Here is a 16,991-nt window from a genome sequence, read left to right on the forward strand (position 1 = left end):
CTATTAAATATACTAAATAGTCTTTATTGCATCACCAATTTTACATAGCGTATCTGCGTATTTCCTTCTTCATTAATGGTAATGTATTCAGACAATAATGTTTTATCGTTAATCCACTGAACCATACCCGGCCCCCAATCGTCCAGGTTGGCTTCGCCAACAGGTTTTATCTCGTTGTTATTTACGCTAAACAATTGAAACCCGTTGGGATCAAAGGCGGCTACGAGGTCCATGCATGCGGTCATGATATACTTTTTATCAGGTGAAATAGCGGGGGCAGACCAGGTGATCATAGAGTCGCCATCGAGGGTATTTACCAGGGCAAAGGCACTGCCTTCATAATAGCTGACAAAAAATCCTTTTCTTTTGATAGATGGATAGTTAGCCGCGTAAGTATACCCGATATACTCTTCGCCTTCGTTGCTATTATCGGCCAGAATGCGTTGTTTGCCGTTTTGCAGTTGTATAGTCAGTTTATTACCCTCTCTTTTTACGAGGGTATCTTTTGCCAGTACCTGAGCTTCGCTGGAATCTGACGGAGGAAGAGGAAATTTGTCAAAATCTGCTTTCTCAATAAAATAAACAAAGAATGTTTTATCACCTAGTTGAACCGTGTCGTCTGGTGTACTGTGAATAGCCCGGGGTGTGGAATCGTTGCCAGTGGCTGCATTATTCTTGCTTTTCGTCTTACAGCCCAGCGCCAGTATTATGCCTGCACAAAGCAGGAACCATAACTTATTCATCATCTTTTGTTGCATTTAAGTGTGCAAATGTAAGTATTTAGCATATTGGAGACGATCAGCGGGATAGTCTTTCTCCATCTGCTCCTGTTAATGTAAAAAAGAAAATATATCCCATTATGGCTCCACTTAAAAAGCCGGCCAGGTGTGCTGCGTTGTCTACGCCTTCGGAAACAACAGCAGCGATTACGTTTAATACGACGAATATTCCTATATAAGCCAGGAAAGCCTTTCGTACTTCCCACCGGAAAAGGGGCGTCGTTAATAAGGCCAGAAATACTCCGAAAATGCCAAAAATTGCTCCCGAGGCGCCGACTCCCACTGCGCTTTGATGATACCAGATACTCATATAATCAGATACAATACCAGTAACGATATAGGCGCATCCATACCTGCCGCTGCGAATGACGGGCTCCAGGAAAAATCCGCCAATAAATAATCCGATCATGTTCGTCCAGAGATGAAAAAACCCTGCGTGCAGGAACATACTGCTGAGCAACCGCCAGTACTGATGGGAAGATATGGTAAGTGGCCAGTAATTGGCTCCCAGGTGCAGTAATTGCCCGCCGTTTCCCTGCCATATATCCATACCTGTTAACGCTGTATAGCCGAAAACCAGTATGTTTATACCAATCAGTACTATGGTAACCGGCATAGCCCTTAATCGATTGATGATTTTCATCTCCTAAAAGTTAATGAAAAATCATCAATAATACTATTCGTATTTATATTCCAGTATCACATCGGTGTCTGACCCAAGCCTGGTAAATCCTTCGCTATGTACATGTACCCATGCTCCTGAAGGGTACTTGCGACTATTGCAAGACCAGGTATATTGCATGGTGGTATAACGCTCATATTCCTGGTAATGTTGCTGGCAATGTGATTTTTCCTTTTCAGATATTTTGATGAGGGCCGGATTTTGAGTGCCCAGGTGGAGTAAGGTATTTGAAAGGTCGTACAGGGGCGTGAGACGGACCACCGGGGCTACCGCTCGGCTCATCAGTAATTGATTGACCAGGGGATGCAGTGGATTAATAGAGTCATCCCATTCGTACCGGGCGGTACGTAAGGTTACCAGGGATTCCTCTTTCTTCCCCGAAAAGCTATCCATACAAATGTCTTTCCGTACAGGATCGGCTTTTTTATAGTTCCAACTCACGGCCTGGGTACTGTCAGAATATTTCAATCCTAATGGTTGGCCCTTTTCCCAATGAATGGCTGCTGTGCGTAAAGGCTTTTTCTCTGCATCGAAATAGCGTATTTCTTCCACATTTCCGTCTTTATCCCAGGCGGTTACCTGTGCCCGTTCTTGTATCGTATCGGTTTGGTTGTGCCGGTTCGAAACGATCATCCCGGTAATACGATGACTGCTGTCATAAAAAAAAGTATGAACATTGGTATCGTGCGCACTGTAATGCTGTATCAAAGTTGTCAGGTTGCCAGCTTCATCATAATGAAATGAGTATTGCGGGATATCATCACCCTGGATACCTATCGTGGCGAGCCGTGGTACGGTTGCTTTGTATTTGTTGGTGCTACAGGCGGAGATAGCAATGACGATAAATAAGCAGTAGATAACATTTTTCATGTGCCAGGCGGATAAGGACATGAAAATACTAAGAAGATTTGAGTTTTTCAGCGATAGCATTACTGAGGCTGCGAAAGGAAGCAATGATATAGCTTTTCATGCTATTATCTGAATGGAGTATGATAGAGCACACAAAAAAATCCCAAGCTGATAATCAGCTTGGGATTTTTCTTTTTTCCAACAAGTTGGAATATTACTCAGCTACTACTTCAAATTCCAGTTCAGTTTCGTTGCCTTTACCGAAATCGAGGCGAGCTTTGTAGGTACCCAGTTCTTTTACATCATCCAGGATGTGGATGCGGCGACGGTCAATTTCATAACCTTTCTGTTCTTTAATTGCACGGGCAATCTGAACACCAGTTACGCTACCGAAGATCTTACCGGAAGTACCGGTCTTAGCGCCAATTTTAACAGGAGAAGCTTTCAGCACTTCCACCACTTTCGCAATTTCAGCCAGCAGTTTCTCTTCTTTCACTTTCTGCACTTTCAGGCGTTCCTGCAATTGCTTCATGTTAGAAGGACTAGCTTCTACTGCAAATTTCTGGGGAATCAGAAAGTTTCTGGCGTAACCATTCTTTACGTTAACCAGTTCATTTTTCTGACCCAGGTTATCTACGTCTTGTATTAAGATAATTTGCATAACTTCTTACTTTAAAAGGTCAGTAACATAAGGCAATAAAGCCATTTGACGAGCTTTCTTAATAGCCTGGGCTACTTTACGCTGAAATTTCAGGGAGTTACCCGTAATACGACGTGGCAACATCTTGCCTTGATCGTTCAAAAATTTCTTCAAAAACTCCGCGTCTTTGTAATCTACGTACCTGATGCCCAACTTCTTGAAACGGCAGTATTTCTTCTGACGTTTTTCAGTTTTTACGGCTGTTAAGTACTTAATTTCTTGTTTAGGTTTAACTGCCATAGTTTTAAGCTTCAGTGGTTTTAGATTCAGCATTTACGCCATGTCTTTTACGACCGTTGTAAGCAACTGCATGCTTATCCAGTACAGTAATCATGTGACGTAATACATTTTCATCGCGATTCAGCTGGATTTTCAGCTTCTCATTGAGGTCGGATGGCGCATTATATTCCAGAACAACATACATACCTGTAGTTTTCTTCCGGATTGGATACGCCAGTGATCTTAATCCCCAGGGATTTTCGTGCGTAATTTCTCCGCCGTTATCTTTAATGATATCAGCGAATTTTTTCTGAGCCGCTTTGTAGTCGTCCTCAGAAAGCACAGGGGTAAAGATCACCATCAATTCGTAGTTCATAATTCCCTGTTTTAAATGGTTTAATTAAAAAAAATTAGGACCGCAAAGATACTGAACTATTCCTTATTTCCACATCTTTATCACGATAAACGCCAAATATTTGAAGGTGAATGTATATATTATTGATAAATAATTAGTTGTGAAACTAAAAACCGCCCTGGGAATCCCCGGGGCGGTCACTCATTTATATGGTTTTTTCAAAAAGATCAGCGGCTAATGAAAATCTTACTTACCTGTACCTGCATTCCCGATTGTATCCGCAGGAAATAAACACCAGTAGGCAATTGATCAATATTGACCGTTTTGTAATTTTTTCCCTTGATGAGCTCGGTTCTACCCTCATATCGCACTCGTCCCTGTACATCAATCAACGACACACTGGCGGGACCACTCATCGGCCAATCCAGCCAATATTGCAGCTGATGCCCCAAAATACACCACAATAACTTCAACCACAGGTCTTTATCTATCATAAAGACTGCCTTAACCGGGCTGTACTTTATACTGCTGTCCAGTCCTACTGTTTTCAGCCGATATTGCGAGAAGCCCGGCCAGGGCTGCTCATCATAAGCAATATAGGCCGATGCACCCGCAATACTGCCCTGTCCCAGCACAGTATCTACCGCCTCATAGCTCCGGCCATTCCTGGAACGCTCTACCACAAAGTATTTGCTGTTGATTTCATAAGGCGTTTTCCAACTTACCAATACCTTATTGCCATCCGGCCTTGCATCAAATGCGTTGACCGGCAATGGATTACCCAGTATCTGTAAATTATAACGGCTCATCACCGGATAATGGTCGGTAGTAGTAGCGCCATAATTGCTTACCAACCTCTCTACCTGCGTTTGTACACGGGCCGATCCTGGAATATAAGCTACCCCGGTTTCATTGGAGCCTATCACGTTATCAATCACCGATGAATAACTAATGGTAGACCGCTGCCCCGACAAACTTAACGGGAGTGTCAAAGGCCGGTAGTCAATGCTGTCATTCATAAAATCGATATAAGAAGTCGTAGTATCCGGCAACAATTCTGTCGTGATGGTCTTATTCAGATCATCGTTAAAATCCCCCAGCATAATAATATTGCTATACGGATACTGCGTATCCAAAGTATCTTTCAGCTCTTTAGCCCCATTTTTACGCCGCTGCCAGGAAGTGATTTTGTCGGGTTTAGTACCGGTATTGGCCTTGGCATGTAACAGGATAAATTGTATACGGGCAGAATCATTTTCCAATTTGGCAGTAGCTTCCATCAGGTAGGGGAAACGACCTGATGACCAGTTATAATAAGCGTTGCTGCTGCCGTTTTGCCGTAATACGCCATAGGTACGTATCTTACGGATCACTGCTGTTTTATAAACAAATGCCAGCTTTTGCGCACTCACATAGTCTACATCAGTTACGCTATCGGCATAGGAGCCAAAGTCAGACAGCACGTAACTATAGCCGGGCAACTGGTTCACTACCGCCCGGAAACGCGCAGTATCCACTACTTCAGCCAGCGCAAAAATGTCAGCATCGAGCGATTGTAATACCCGGGTTACATTGGCCTGCTGTAAACTATCATTGGCAGGGTTTTGCACCGGGCTGCCAAACCACTCGATATTCCAGTTTACTACTTTTAAAGACCGTAAGGAAGTACCGGATAATTGGGTATGACTATCAGCAAAGCTACCGGCGTTAAAAGTAAGATTTCCTGTATAGGCCTGTCCGGCTGCAGTAGGTACAAATTTTACCGATATGTCCTTCGGCCCGTTCTGCAATTCTCCTGTGGTAAAGGTTACTGTATTGCCAAAATTGCTGCTGTCGCGGGATACCTGGAAGCCGGCAGGAGCGGTAATGTTAAGGTTCGCAGTAAAATCATTGGCCCAGAAATGAATATTTTGGGGAGACGATGACTGTCCTGATTTTACATAATCGAAATCCAGTGCCCCAGGGTTGCTGTTGAGCGTTGGCGCCGGCGCTGCGGTGGTATCGCTGAGTATAAAGTCATCAATGGTCCACCGGGCGGCCTGTACTTCCGGGCCGGAGGTATACACAAATGCAATAGATACATTGGCTTGTTTAAATGCAGCCAGGTTAATACCGGAAGACAATTTCCATACATCGCTGCCACTATCAGGGAAACGCCCGTTCAGCGTAGTCCAGCTAGCCTCCCGCGGATCGCCGGTACCACTGTAGTTGGTAGATATACGCAGTGTCAGCGAAGGGCCGGCAAAGGCCGTACGACTGCTGAATTGTAACAGCGGATAATGAAAACCTGTCAGGTCGAAAGCAGGGGAAATCAACCAGTCTTCATTTTCAACCGCTCCGCCGCTGTATCCATTTATTTGTACGCCATTACTATTATTTTGTCCAAAGGTAGTGCAGCCCCATTGTTGAGCGCCACTTACACTGTATTGACTGAATCCTCCGCTCAACTGGCTGCTGCCACTCGGCGTACAATCATCGAAGTGATAGATCAGCTCCTGGTTACCGGTGGTAAATTCCCATTTCGTACTATCGCGGATACCGGCAAAAGCATTGCCGGACAAGTCTTTCACAGCAGCGCTATCAATTGTAATATAGTAATGACGGTTAGGTTGCAATGTCTTTTTGAGGGTCAGTGAATTGTTACTGATAACAACGGCTGGATTGTTAATGGTGAAGCTGTCGATCCGACCGGTTTGACTGTTATGCAGCAGGAGATAACCGGTACCAGTCTGGATATTTTCACTGAAAATAACCTGGGGAGACGTAACAGGCGATACGCCGGTAGCCGCATTAGCCGGAATCAGTGTCCCTGCAACAGGGGCCGTTGTATCGGCGCCAGATCCGCTGGCCTGAATATTATCGACTGCAAAGCTTGGCCTGGAGCCGCCACCGCTGATTTGCCGGTTTACCCAGCGCAGTTGCACCAGCGATTGGTTACTGCAGGCTGGCGGCAGCAATACCGACTGATGGATGTTATGTTGCGGTGTGGTAATACCCGGCCCCGTTTGTGCGATGGTATCATTCTGGTAGGCAGTTTCAGATAAGCTAATGAAATTACCGGCATTGCCTATACGATATTGTACCACCACTTCATTAATACGGGTATTCGCGCTCCCGTCATAAGGATTCCTGATCGTCATTACATCATAGGCCAGCTGGATATTTTGTTGTCCGCTGGTATTGAGTGCCATCACCAGCGCATTATCCACGCTGCCGCTGTTCAGAAATCCCAATTTGCCATTGTAGTTGTATACGCCATTACCGGTAGAAGAAGCGCTGCCGGTGAGCAGGGCCTTATCTGCTGCCGGGGCAGCTGTATTGAAGCTGCCGGAGGGAGCCCCGCTTAGCGACCATCCCTGCCATCCATCAGGATAAATGGTGGCCGTGGCCGGGAGTGCATCAAAGTTTTGCTGGTAAGGGAGCGACTGTGCTGCAGGATTCGTTTGGGCGTGCACGTTGCCCCCGATAAGTAAGCCAATAAGCAGACAGAGTAGAGGTTTTTCCATAGTAAGGTTTTAATGAAAAAAAAGGGTTTCAGATTTCGGTAAATAAATCTACGTAATTCAGTTTACCCGGGATATGATTTTTTTGTTAATAACCCTAACATTAATGGATCTCCGGATTTTTCCGGGAACGTATTTCCTTGCCGGATGGCCATCAGCAATTATTCTGCTTTATTATATCGTATTTAAATTTAATTAATATATTTATTGCCATCTTGTCAGCTAAACCCTGGCTGGCACACCCTTTGAAAAAGTTTAGAAAAAATCAGATAACCGATGCAAAAAGGCGCTATACGTGTTCAAACAGAGAACATTTTCCCGATTATCAAAAAGTTCCTGTATTCCGATCATGAAATTTTTATCCGCGAGCTGGTAAGTAACGCTGTGGATGCCACCCAGAAGCTGAAAACATTAGCCAGTGTTGGGGAATTCAAAGGAGATCTGGGAGACATTGCTATTGACGTAAAAGTAGATAAAGAAAAGAAAACCATTACGATTGCAGATCATGGTATTGGCATGACTGCGGAAGAAGTGGACAAATATATTAACCAGGTAGCGTTTTCAGGAGCAGAAGAGTTCCTGAAAAAATACAAAGGACAGGAAAGCGGTACTAATATTATCGGGCATTTTGGGCTGGGTTTTTACTCTTCCTTTATGGTAAGCAGCAAGGTGGAAATCTATTCCAGATCATGGAAAGAAGATGCAGCCGGCGTTCGCTGGGAATGCGATGGCAGCCCGGAATATGAGCTGGAAGAAGTATCCAAAACAGACAGAGGTACCGAAATCGTGATGTATATTAATGAGGAAAGTGAAGAATTCCTGGAAGACGGACGCGTACGCGCTATCCTTGAAAAATTCTGTAAGTTCCTGCCTGTTCCCGTTACTTTTGAAGGAACACAGATCAATAACACCAACCCGGCATGGACAAAGAAACCAAGTGAGTTAACAACAGAAGACTATCAGAATTTCTACAAGGAATTATATCCGTTTGCTGAACCTCCGTTGTTCTGGATTCACCTGAATGTAGACTATCCATTCAATCTCACCGGTATACTCTACTTCCCGAAAATCAACAAAAGCTACGAACTACAGAAAGATAAAATCAACCTCTACTCCAACCAGGTATATGTTACAGACGAAGTAAAAGATATTGTACCCGAGTTCCTGATGTTACTGCATGGCGTGATCGATAGCCCGGATATCCCGCTGAACGTGAGCCGCAGCTATCTGCAAGGCGATCCTAACGTAAAGAAAATCAACGCACACATCACCAAAAAGGTAGCTGATAAATTAGATGAAATATTCCGGAATGACCGTACTTCTTTTGAAGAGAAATGGGATTCTATCGGTCTGTTTGTGAAATACGGTATGATGACCGATGACAAGTTCCTGGAAAAAGCCAATAAATTCCTATTGCTGGAAGATGTAGCAGGAGGTAAGTTTTATACACAGGAAGAATACCGCACTGCCGCTGCGGCGTTGCAAACCAATAAAGAACAGAAACTCGTCATCTTATATGCTACCAATCCGGTACAACAGGATAGCTATGTGCAAGCTGCCATCAGTAAGGGTTACAAAGTAGTGAAAATGGAAACGTTGGTGGATGCTGCCTTTATCAATAATATGGAAATGAAATGGGAGAATGTATCGTTCACCCGCGTAGATGCTGATATTGCAGACAACCTGATTGATAAAGAAGAAAACACGACTACTGTATTATCGCAGGAGCAGGAAGGTACTTTGAAAGAACTGTTTGGCGCCCAGGTGACCCAGCCCAATATCAAGGTGGAAATGAAAGGACTGAGTGTTGAAGCGCAACCGGTTATTGTTACACGCCCTGAGTTTATGCGCCGTATGAAAGATATGGCAGCCATGGGCGGCGGCGGAATGAACTGGTATGCTAATATGCCCGACGAAATCAATATGACGGTGAATGCCAATCACCCGGTATATACCCAGATCCTGAAAGAGAGTGATAATACCTTGCAACAGAAGCAGATAAAGAACCTGGCAGACCTGGCATTATTATCTCAGAACTTGTTGACCGGCGCAGATCTGACCGCTTTTGTCAATAGAAGTGTAGAGTTGATGGCGGAAAAAAAATAATATAGCTATACAATAAAAAAATATTTCATTTCCTGTTTTTGTTAGTTAATTTGCAGCAACCCCCGAAAACTGCATTTTAACCAGCAGGAGAAAAATATTGTAAAACCTGTCCCCCGTCGCTGATGCGATGGGGGATTTTTAGTTTTTGGTAGTTATATGAAAAAAAGAATAATTAAAATATTAAACTATATCATCGTGTTGAGCATATCTGCTCTCATTTCCTGTAAAAAAACGGAAACTGCGGCGCCTGTAGACAATACCCCACCTGTAGAAGATTCCTTTAGCCGGCAAACGGTGGGTATTACCGCGCAAAAGATTGATACTAAAGGAAACATCAGCGATTATCTCCTTTATATTCCCGATGGCTATAATGAGAAGAAAAGTTATAAATGGCCAGTGGTATTTTTTCTGCATGGTGTAGGAGAAATGGGCAATAATGTGAATGTGCTGAAAAATGTGGGACTGGTAAAAGTAGCAGGAGGGAAGCCCTTCGTGATCATTGCACCGCAGTGTTTAAGCGGGTGGTGGAATCCGCAGTATCTTGATATCTTATACAAGGAAGTATTGGAAAAGTATCACGTGGATCCAACCCGGGTATATCTCACTGGATTGAGTATGGGAGGATTCGGTACCTGGGACTGGAGTTCAGCCCGTCCGGAAAAATTTGCCGCCATTATTCCTATCAGCGGCGGTGGGGATGTAAACAGGATGCCCAACCTGAAAGCTATGCCTATATGGGCTTTCCACAGTGCAGACGATCCTACTGTAAATGTAAGTAATACGCGGGTACTGGTAAATGCATTGAAGGCGTTGGGCAGTAATGTGAAATATACAGAATATCCTGATGGAGGCCATGATGCCTGGACCCGCACTTATGCTAATGCCAATGTGTATACCTGGTTACTGGCGCAACATAAATAACTAGAAGAGATAAGCTTATTGGTGGCGCCTGATATCAATTACTTTGAGCTGCAGGGATGTTTGCCCATTCCATTCATTTTCATCGAGCGTAAACGCCATATCAAATGGCTTTTTATCTGCTAAGATGCTGAATTTATCTGCCATGTAAAAACCAATCCCCGACATGGTAGGGCCATATCTGCCTTGTTTTACAGAGAATTTGATATGCTCGTCTTTTACAATTTTTGAATAACCATTATCTGTGACATTCCTTACCAGGAAAACGGGGCGCAGGTTTTCTGGTCCCAGGGGTTCAAATTGTTTCAGGATATTATAAAAAGCTGGAGTAATATCAGATAATTGGATTTCCGAATCGATCACGATTTCCGGCACCAGCTGATCGGGACGTATCGTGTTGGCTACCACTGTTTCAAAGCGTTCCTGGAATGCTTTTACATTTTCTGTTTTCATGGTCATACCAGCTGCGTAAAAGTGTCCCCCATAATTTTCCAGCAGGTCTTTACATTGATGAATAGCTTCATACACATTGAAACCCATCACAGAACGTGCCGACCCCGCAACTTTGTCGTCATTCGATTGGGTGAGGATAATCGTTGGCCGGTAGTAATATTTGTCGATAAGCCGGGAGGCAACAATGCCTACGACTCCTTTATGCCAGTGTGCCTGGTATAGTACTGTAGATTTTTTAGTGGCAATATCTGCATCATTTTGAAGGAGCACAATGGCTTCCTGGGTGATGGTATTGTCTATTTCTTTCCGGTCGAAATTATCGGCGTGCAATACGGCGGCGATAGCAGCTGCTTTTTCCACATCATTTTCGATAAACAGGTTTACCGCTTTCCTGGCATCGTCCATTCTGCCTGCGGCATTTACCCGGGGGGCAATAACGAATACAAGGTTGGCGATCGTTAACTTTTCTTTCAGGGCGCTAAGTGTAATCAACGCTTTAATACCGGGAAGCGGATCAGTATTTACTTTTACGAGACCGTGAAAGGCAAGTACCCTGTTTTCACCGGTCATCGGAACAATATCTGCTGCGATGCTGGTGGCAACGAGGTCGAGGTACTGGTTGGCTTCCGAAGGAGGAAGTCCTCTTTTTTGTGCAAAGGCGGAAATTAGTTTGTAGCCGATGCCACACCCACTAAGTTCTTTATAAGGATAAGGACAATCTGTTTGTTTGGGATTCAGGATGGCTACTGCTGGAGGAAGTATGGCATCAGGCAAATGGTGGTCGCAAATAATGAAGTCGATACCCCATTCTTTGGCGAGGGTGATATGTTCAATAGATTTTATACCGCAGTCGAGTGCAATGATCAGGCTGAAATCATTGTCTCTCGCATATTCGATGCCTTGCATAGAAATACCGTATCCTTCGCGGTACCGGTGCGGGATATAAAATTCAATATTGCCGTAGAGTTTTTGTAGAAAAGCATACACAGTCGCTACAGCGGTGGTACCATCTACATCGTAGTCGCCGTATATCAATATTTTTTCATGCTGAAAAAACGCCTGTTCAATTCTTGAAATGGCTTTATCCATATCCTTCATTGTCCAGGGATCATGTAGATCTTCCAGTGTAGGGCGAAAAAATTGCCGGGCAGCTTCGAAATTGGTCACATTGCGTTGTACCAGCAACCTACATAGTAGAGGGTGTATGCGCAATGAAGACTGTAGTAACTGTTCCTGATTTGGTTGATATGCTTTTACTGTCCAGCGTTTTTGCATTATTATGTTTTAAGAAGCGAAAGCTTCGCCTGTATCTCCACTACTGTCTCCTGCTGCCGTTAGCTAGCTGCTTTCAGCTTCATCTGCATATTACATTATTTTTTATTCTTTCTAAAATGTTCTGTCAGTTGTGAAACGTACCAGGGATTCCAGTCCGTTTCTGACGGCATTTTCCGGGAATTTATTCAATATGGTAAGGGCTTCATCCCGGTATTCGAACATTTTTTGGCGGGTATAATCAATTCCGCCGGATGCTTTTACTAACCGGATGACTTCTTCTACGCGGTCTTTTTCTGTATTGTGATTTTTTACTATATTAATAATCTTTCTCCTGGTATCAGGAGTGGCGTGTTCCAGGGTATAGATAAGGGGAAGGGTCATTTTTTTCTCCCTTATATCTATGCCGGTAGGTTTACCAATTTTGGCAGACCCATAATCGAATAGGTCATCCTTTATCTGGAAGGCAACGCCTACCTTTTCGCCAAAAAGGCGCATTTGTTCGGTGGTATGTTCGTCATTGCTGCTGCTCCATGCACCTGCGGCGCAGGCGGAAGCGAGTAAGGAGGCTGTTTTGCGGCGGATGATCTCGAAGTAAATATCCTCTTTGATATTCAGTTTCCTTGTTTTTTCTATCTGGAGCAGTTCGCCTTCGCTCATTTCCTTTACTGCCTCAGACAGGATTTGTAAAGTCCGGAAGTCATTGTTATTCAGTGACAATAACAGACCTTTTGACAGCAGGTAGTCGCCCACCAGTACTGCAATTTTGTTTTTCCACAGGGCATTGATAGAAAATAATCCACGGCGTTCATTGGCGTCATCTACTACGTCGTCATGTACGAGGGTGGCGGTATGTAGCAATTCTACCAGGGCTGCTGCGCGATAAGTGCTTTCCTGGATATTTTCATTAAAAAGCTTAGCGGATAATAAAACAAACATGGGCCTGATCTGCTTTCCCTTGCGTTTCACAATGTAATGCATGATCCTGTCCAGCAACGGCACATGGCTTTTTACTGAATCTGCAAACTTACTTTCAAAATCCTGTAATTCTTTCCCTATCAGGTGTTTAATCTCGTCCATGTCTGAAATAAAAAGGATTGCTAAGCTAGGTTTTAAAAATCACATTTTAACATTTTGGCCTTTAATTTGTATATGGAGTATAACATTCTCTTAACAAGAGATAAAGATTTCATTAACACGAGGTATGCATTCCTTTAACTTAGCTAGATTTAAGGTATATAAATACTTTCATTTAAGCTTTAATATTGAAGGACTTATCAATGAAAATAATATTGCAAGAAAAATTTGTATATTCATTTATGATATTTACCTTTGCTAGGTAAAAAACGGGTTATTAGTAAATTTTTAACAGTTTTTAATAAAAAAAACAATTATGGCAAGCAAAAAGTACTTATTACTGGCAGGCGCTGTGGGTTTACTATCAGCATCTACTAGTTTTGCACAGGTTCAACCAACCGGCTACGATGCTTTGGATAGCACCAAAGTGTCTAGCAAGCGTATGGTACAACAAAATAACTTCACGAACCACCAATCAAATTTCCCGGCTAAACCGAGAGATATGTGGGAACTGGGTTTAAGCGGTGGTTTACACCTGATTGATGGAACAGTTAACCCTAGACCAGGTTTTGGTGGTGGTATCTCCCTGAGAAAAGCACTGGGTCATACTTTTTCCCTGAGAGCTGAGTACATCGGTTCTATCGATAAAGGACAGAACTACAAAGCTATCTACGATAATCCGGGTGCTGCTAGTCCTTGGGCTAAAACGTATGCAAAGAACGGATTCTACGTTCCTAACTACAAATCTCAGAACCACCAGCTGTCTCTGGATATGATTGCTTCTTTGAGCAACATCCTGTTCTACAGAGCAGAACCTAAGATTAACTGGTATGTACTGGCTGGTTACTCAATAGTGGTAGCTGACGTTGACGTTGATGCATTGGATGCAAACGGTAATGGTTATGACTATTCTTCCATCAATTTTGGTCAGAAACGTCATGACATCGTGAAAGACCTGAAGTCTTTACAAGATGGTAAATACGAGCAAAATGCTCCTTCTCAGGGTAACAGAATCGCTATCGGCCGTCATAACGACAACCAACTGCTGCGTCACGCACTGGACGTAGGTACCGGTATCGCATTCAAAATCAGCAAACGTTTCAACCTGGGTGTTGAAGAAAAACTGACCCTGCCATTTGACGCTTACCTGGATGGTTATCCTGGACCAGGCGGTGCTACCAAAGATTTCTATTCTTACACCAGCTTACGTCTGAACTTCAACCTGGGTAACTCTTCTAAACGCGTACAGCCATTATGGTGGATCAACCCACTGGAATACGCTTACAGCGAGCTGAGCAACCCACGTCACATGAAGATCCCAGCTCCGGTTCTGCCTGATGCTGACGGTGATGGCGTAACTGACCAGTTCGATCGCGAACCTAATACTCCAGCAGGCGCACCAGTTGATTCTCACGGTGTTGCTAAAGATACTGATGGTGATGGCGTTCCTGATTACAAAGACAAACAACTGATCACTCCAACTTACTGCCAGCCAGTTGACGCTGATGGTGTTGGTAAATGCCCAGATCCAGAATGCTGCAAACACATAGCTCCAGCTTGCTCTAGCTTAGTGCTGCCTAGCGTATCTTTCAAAGGCTCTTCTACCAAAGTTGGTAGCGAACAAGAAGCTATCCTGGCTTCTGTAGCTTCCAGCCTGAAAGCTAATCCTTCTTGCAACGTGCTGGTTACTGGCCACGCAGGTGCTAAAGGTAAAAAAGGTGGTGTTGACCTGAGCAGCCGTCGTGTTGATTCAGTTATCGACTACCTGGCTGACAAACAAGGAATCGACCGCGGTCGTTTCATCAAACAAAACACTCCTGGTGAGTCTGGCACTGTTGATTTAGCTCCTGCTAACTAATCAGTATCACTCATTAAGATGATAACTAGGAAAACCTCTCCCGTTCACTCGGGAGAGGTTTTCTCTTTGTAGCGGATACTTCCATTATAATTATTTATTGTTGGAGTATCAATATTTACCCCTAATTTTGAAGGCTTTTTTAACCAACTTTTTATTACGTGGGAATAAATATTAACAGGGTCTCCCTGGCTGGTCTGGTAGTAGCACTCGGCATTATCTATGGCGACATCGGAACATCTCCACTTTATGTGTTCAAAGCCATCGTAGGAGGAAACCCCATCAGCGATCTGCTGGTAGTTGGAGGTATATCCTGTATTATATGGACACTTACCCTACAAACCACTGTTAAATACGTTATACTGACCCTTCGTGCAGATAATAAAGGAGAAGGAGGCATCTTCTCCCTCTATGCCCTTGTCAGGCGTCACGCCAAATGGGCGGTTATCTTCGGTATGATAGGAGGCGCTGCCTTACTGGCAGACGGTATCATTACCCCTCCCATTACGGTTACCTCTGCTATTGAAGGTTTAAGAACCCTGGAAGTCTTCAAGGATCTTGGCCAAATGACCATCGTAAAGATTGTATTGACCATTATTACCGGGCTTTTCGTAATGCAGCAGTTCGGTACAGTATCTATAGGCCGACTGTTTGGTCCCATCATGGTACTCTGGTTTTCTATGCTTGGCATTCTTGGTATTTCACATATTGCCGATGACCTCAGCATCTTTAAAGCCTTTAGCCCCCACTACGCTATTGAACTATTAACTACCTACCCCAAAGGATTCCTTATTCTGGGTGCTGTATTCCTGTGTACTACAGGAGCCGAAGCTCTTTATTCCGACCTTGGTCACTGTGGTAGAGGCAATATCAGGGTATCCTGGATTTTCGTAAAATCCTGTCTTATTTTAAACTATCTCGGACAAGGGGCCTGGTTGCTTACCCAAAAAGGACAGATTCTTCCAAAAGATCAAAATCCGTTCTTTACCATCATGCCGGAATGGTTCATCATTTTTGGCGTTTTGATCGCCACCCTGGCCTCCGTTATTGCCAGCCAGGCACTCATTTCGGGTTCCTTTACGCTCATTGCAGAAGCCATGCGTTTAAACCTGTGGCCTAAAATGCGGGTAAACTATCCCACTGAAATGAGAGGCCAGCTATATATTCCAGGTATCAACACCATGCTGTTTGTGGGCTGTTCTGCCATTGTACTCTTTTTCCAGGAATCAGGTAACATGGAAGCTGCCTATGGTTTGTCTATTACTATTTGTATGTTAATGACTTCCTGCCTGTTTGCTTTTTATCTGTATACCAAACGGGTATGGGTAGGTTGGATCCTGTTATACCTGGTCGTTTATTTTACCATAGAATTTTCCTTCCTGTTTGCCAACGTCGTGAAATTCATGCATGGCGGTTATGTTACTGTGATAGTAGCCGGCGCACTTTTCCTGGTGATGATTGTATGGTTCAAGTCACGTAAGATCAAGAACCGTTACGTGGAGTTTGTCCGCCTGGAAGATTACCTGCCTATTATCCAGGAACTCAGTAACGATACTTCTATCCCCAAGTATGCTACTCACCTGGTTTATATGAGTAGCGCAGATAATCCTAAGGAGATAGAACACAAAATCATTTATTCTATTCTCAACAAAAAACCTAAACGGGCGGATATTTACTGGTTTGTGCATGTTGATGTGGTGGATGAACCTTATCTCAGTGAATATTCTGTGCAAACTATTATTCCCAATGAAGTAATACGTGTAGAGTTCCGCCTTGGATTTAAAGTGGAACAACGTATCAACCTCATGTTCAGAATGGTGGTGGAAGACATGGTACGCAATAAGGAAGTGAATATCACCAGCCGTTACGAATCGTTAAGTAAGAATAATGTGGTGGGCGATTTCCAGTTTATAGTAATGGAGAAATTCCTGTCACACGACAACGATTTGCCGCTTTATGAGCGGATGGTGATGAAGATGTATTTCTTCCTGAAAAAGATCAGCTTATCGGAAGAAAGAGGCTTTGGGCTGGATTCCAGCTATGTAACCATTGAGAAATATCCGTTGGTGGTAGCTCCTGTTACTAATTTGCAGTTGAAGCGTATTGTACATTAATAGATAGTCATTTTCTTGAGATGGGGTTTTCAGATACACACTGAAAACCCCATTTTTTATGCGATGAATAGTCGCTTTCCGTCTATACCATAAATATGAAAAATCCCTT

13 protein-coding genes are annotated in these 16,991 nt (G+C 43.7%); 4 read left to right on the plus strand and 9 right to left on the minus strand.

Going from position 1 to position 16,991, the window contains the following annotated elements:
• Positions 1–23: 23 nt before the first annotated feature.
• The 7 genes from FHW36_RS07035 to FHW36_RS07065 form a co-directional block, all read right to left on the minus strand.
• Positions 24–746 carry a hypothetical protein gene (locus FHW36_RS07035; protein WP_145664551.1) on the minus strand — a complete coding sequence of 241 codons (723 nt, stop codon included), beginning with the start codon at positions 744–746 and terminating at the stop codon, positions 24–26.
• Between the two features lie 52 nt (positions 747–798).
• Entirely contained in the window at positions 799–1,422 is a 624-nt protein-coding gene (locus tag FHW36_RS07040; protein ID WP_145664554.1) for a rhomboid family intramembrane serine protease, read from the minus strand.
• Positions 1,423–1,455: 33 nt separating this feature from the next.
• Positions 1,456–2,331 carry a hypothetical protein gene (locus tag FHW36_RS07045; RefSeq protein WP_145664557.1) on the minus strand — a complete coding sequence of 292 codons (876 nt, stop codon included), beginning with the start codon at positions 2,329–2,331 and terminating at the stop codon, positions 1,456–1,458.
• A gap of 193 nt (positions 2,332–2,524) precedes the next feature.
• Positions 2,525–2,971: a 50S ribosomal protein L9 gene (gene rplI, locus FHW36_RS07050; protein ID WP_106527275.1), complete on the minus strand. Its 447-nt coding sequence runs from the start codon at positions 2,969–2,971 to the stop codon at positions 2,525–2,527.
• A 6-nt stretch (positions 2,972–2,977) separates the two neighbouring features.
• Positions 2,978–3,250 (minus strand): 30S ribosomal protein S18, encoded by a 273-nt coding sequence (gene rpsR, locus FHW36_RS07055; protein WP_133806446.1) that lies wholly within the window; start codon positions 3,248–3,250, stop codon positions 2,978–2,980.
• A gap of 4 nt (positions 3,251–3,254) precedes the next feature.
• On the minus strand, positions 3,255–3,605 hold the full coding sequence (rpsF, locus tag FHW36_RS07060) for a 30S ribosomal protein S6 (RefSeq protein ID WP_211092473.1): 351 nt from the start codon (positions 3,603–3,605) through the stop codon (positions 3,255–3,257).
• Between the two features lie 206 nt (positions 3,606–3,811).
• A complete protein-coding gene (locus FHW36_RS07065) occupies positions 3,812–7,090 on the minus strand; it encodes an Ig-like domain-containing protein (protein ID WP_145664563.1) in 3,279 nt (1,092 codons plus the stop codon).
• A 273-nt stretch (positions 7,091–7,363) separates the two neighbouring features.
• On the opposite strand from FHW36_RS07065, the gene htpG reads away from it, so the two are divergent.
• Both htpG and FHW36_RS07075 read left to right on the plus strand, forming a co-directional pair.
• Positions 7,364–9,193, plus strand: a complete 1,830-nt coding sequence (gene htpG / locus FHW36_RS07070; protein WP_145664566.1) for a molecular chaperone HtpG — start codon at positions 7,364–7,366, stop codon at positions 9,191–9,193.
• A gap of 156 nt (positions 9,194–9,349) precedes the next feature.
• A complete protein-coding gene (locus tag FHW36_RS07075) occupies positions 9,350–10,114 on the plus strand; it encodes a carboxylesterase family protein (RefSeq protein WP_145664568.1) in 765 nt (254 codons plus the stop codon).
• A gap of 15 nt (positions 10,115–10,129) precedes the next feature.
• On the opposite strand, the gene recJ is transcribed toward FHW36_RS07075, so the two are convergent.
• Positions 10,130–11,839, minus strand: a complete 1,710-nt coding sequence (recJ, locus tag FHW36_RS07080) for a single-stranded-DNA-specific exonuclease RecJ (RefSeq protein WP_145664572.1) — start codon at positions 11,837–11,839, stop codon at positions 10,130–10,132.
• 111 nt (positions 11,840–11,950) lie between these two features.
• Positions 11,951–12,916: a polyprenyl synthetase family protein gene (locus FHW36_RS07085; protein ID WP_186452326.1), complete on the minus strand. Its 966-nt coding sequence runs from the start codon at positions 12,914–12,916 to the stop codon at positions 11,951–11,953.
• 313 nt (positions 12,917–13,229) lie between these two features.
• Between FHW36_RS07085 and FHW36_RS07090 the strand changes: the two genes are divergently transcribed.
• Both FHW36_RS07090 and FHW36_RS07095 read left to right on the plus strand, forming a co-directional pair.
• On the plus strand, positions 13,230–14,771 hold the full coding sequence (locus tag FHW36_RS07090; RefSeq protein WP_145664578.1) for an OmpA family protein: 1,542 nt from the start codon (positions 13,230–13,232) through the stop codon (positions 14,769–14,771).
• 158 nt (positions 14,772–14,929) lie between these two features.
• Positions 14,930–16,882 carry a KUP/HAK/KT family potassium transporter gene (locus tag FHW36_RS07095; RefSeq protein ID WP_145664581.1) on the plus strand — a complete coding sequence of 651 codons (1,953 nt, stop codon included), beginning with the start codon at positions 14,930–14,932 and terminating at the stop codon, positions 16,880–16,882.
• The last annotated feature ends 109 nt before the right edge of the window (positions 16,883–16,991 follow it).

The sequence above is a fragment of the Chitinophaga polysaccharea genome, from assembly GCF_007829335.1.
Classification (GTDB): domain Bacteria; phylum Bacteroidota; class Bacteroidia; order Chitinophagales; family Chitinophagaceae; genus Chitinophaga; species Chitinophaga polysaccharea_B.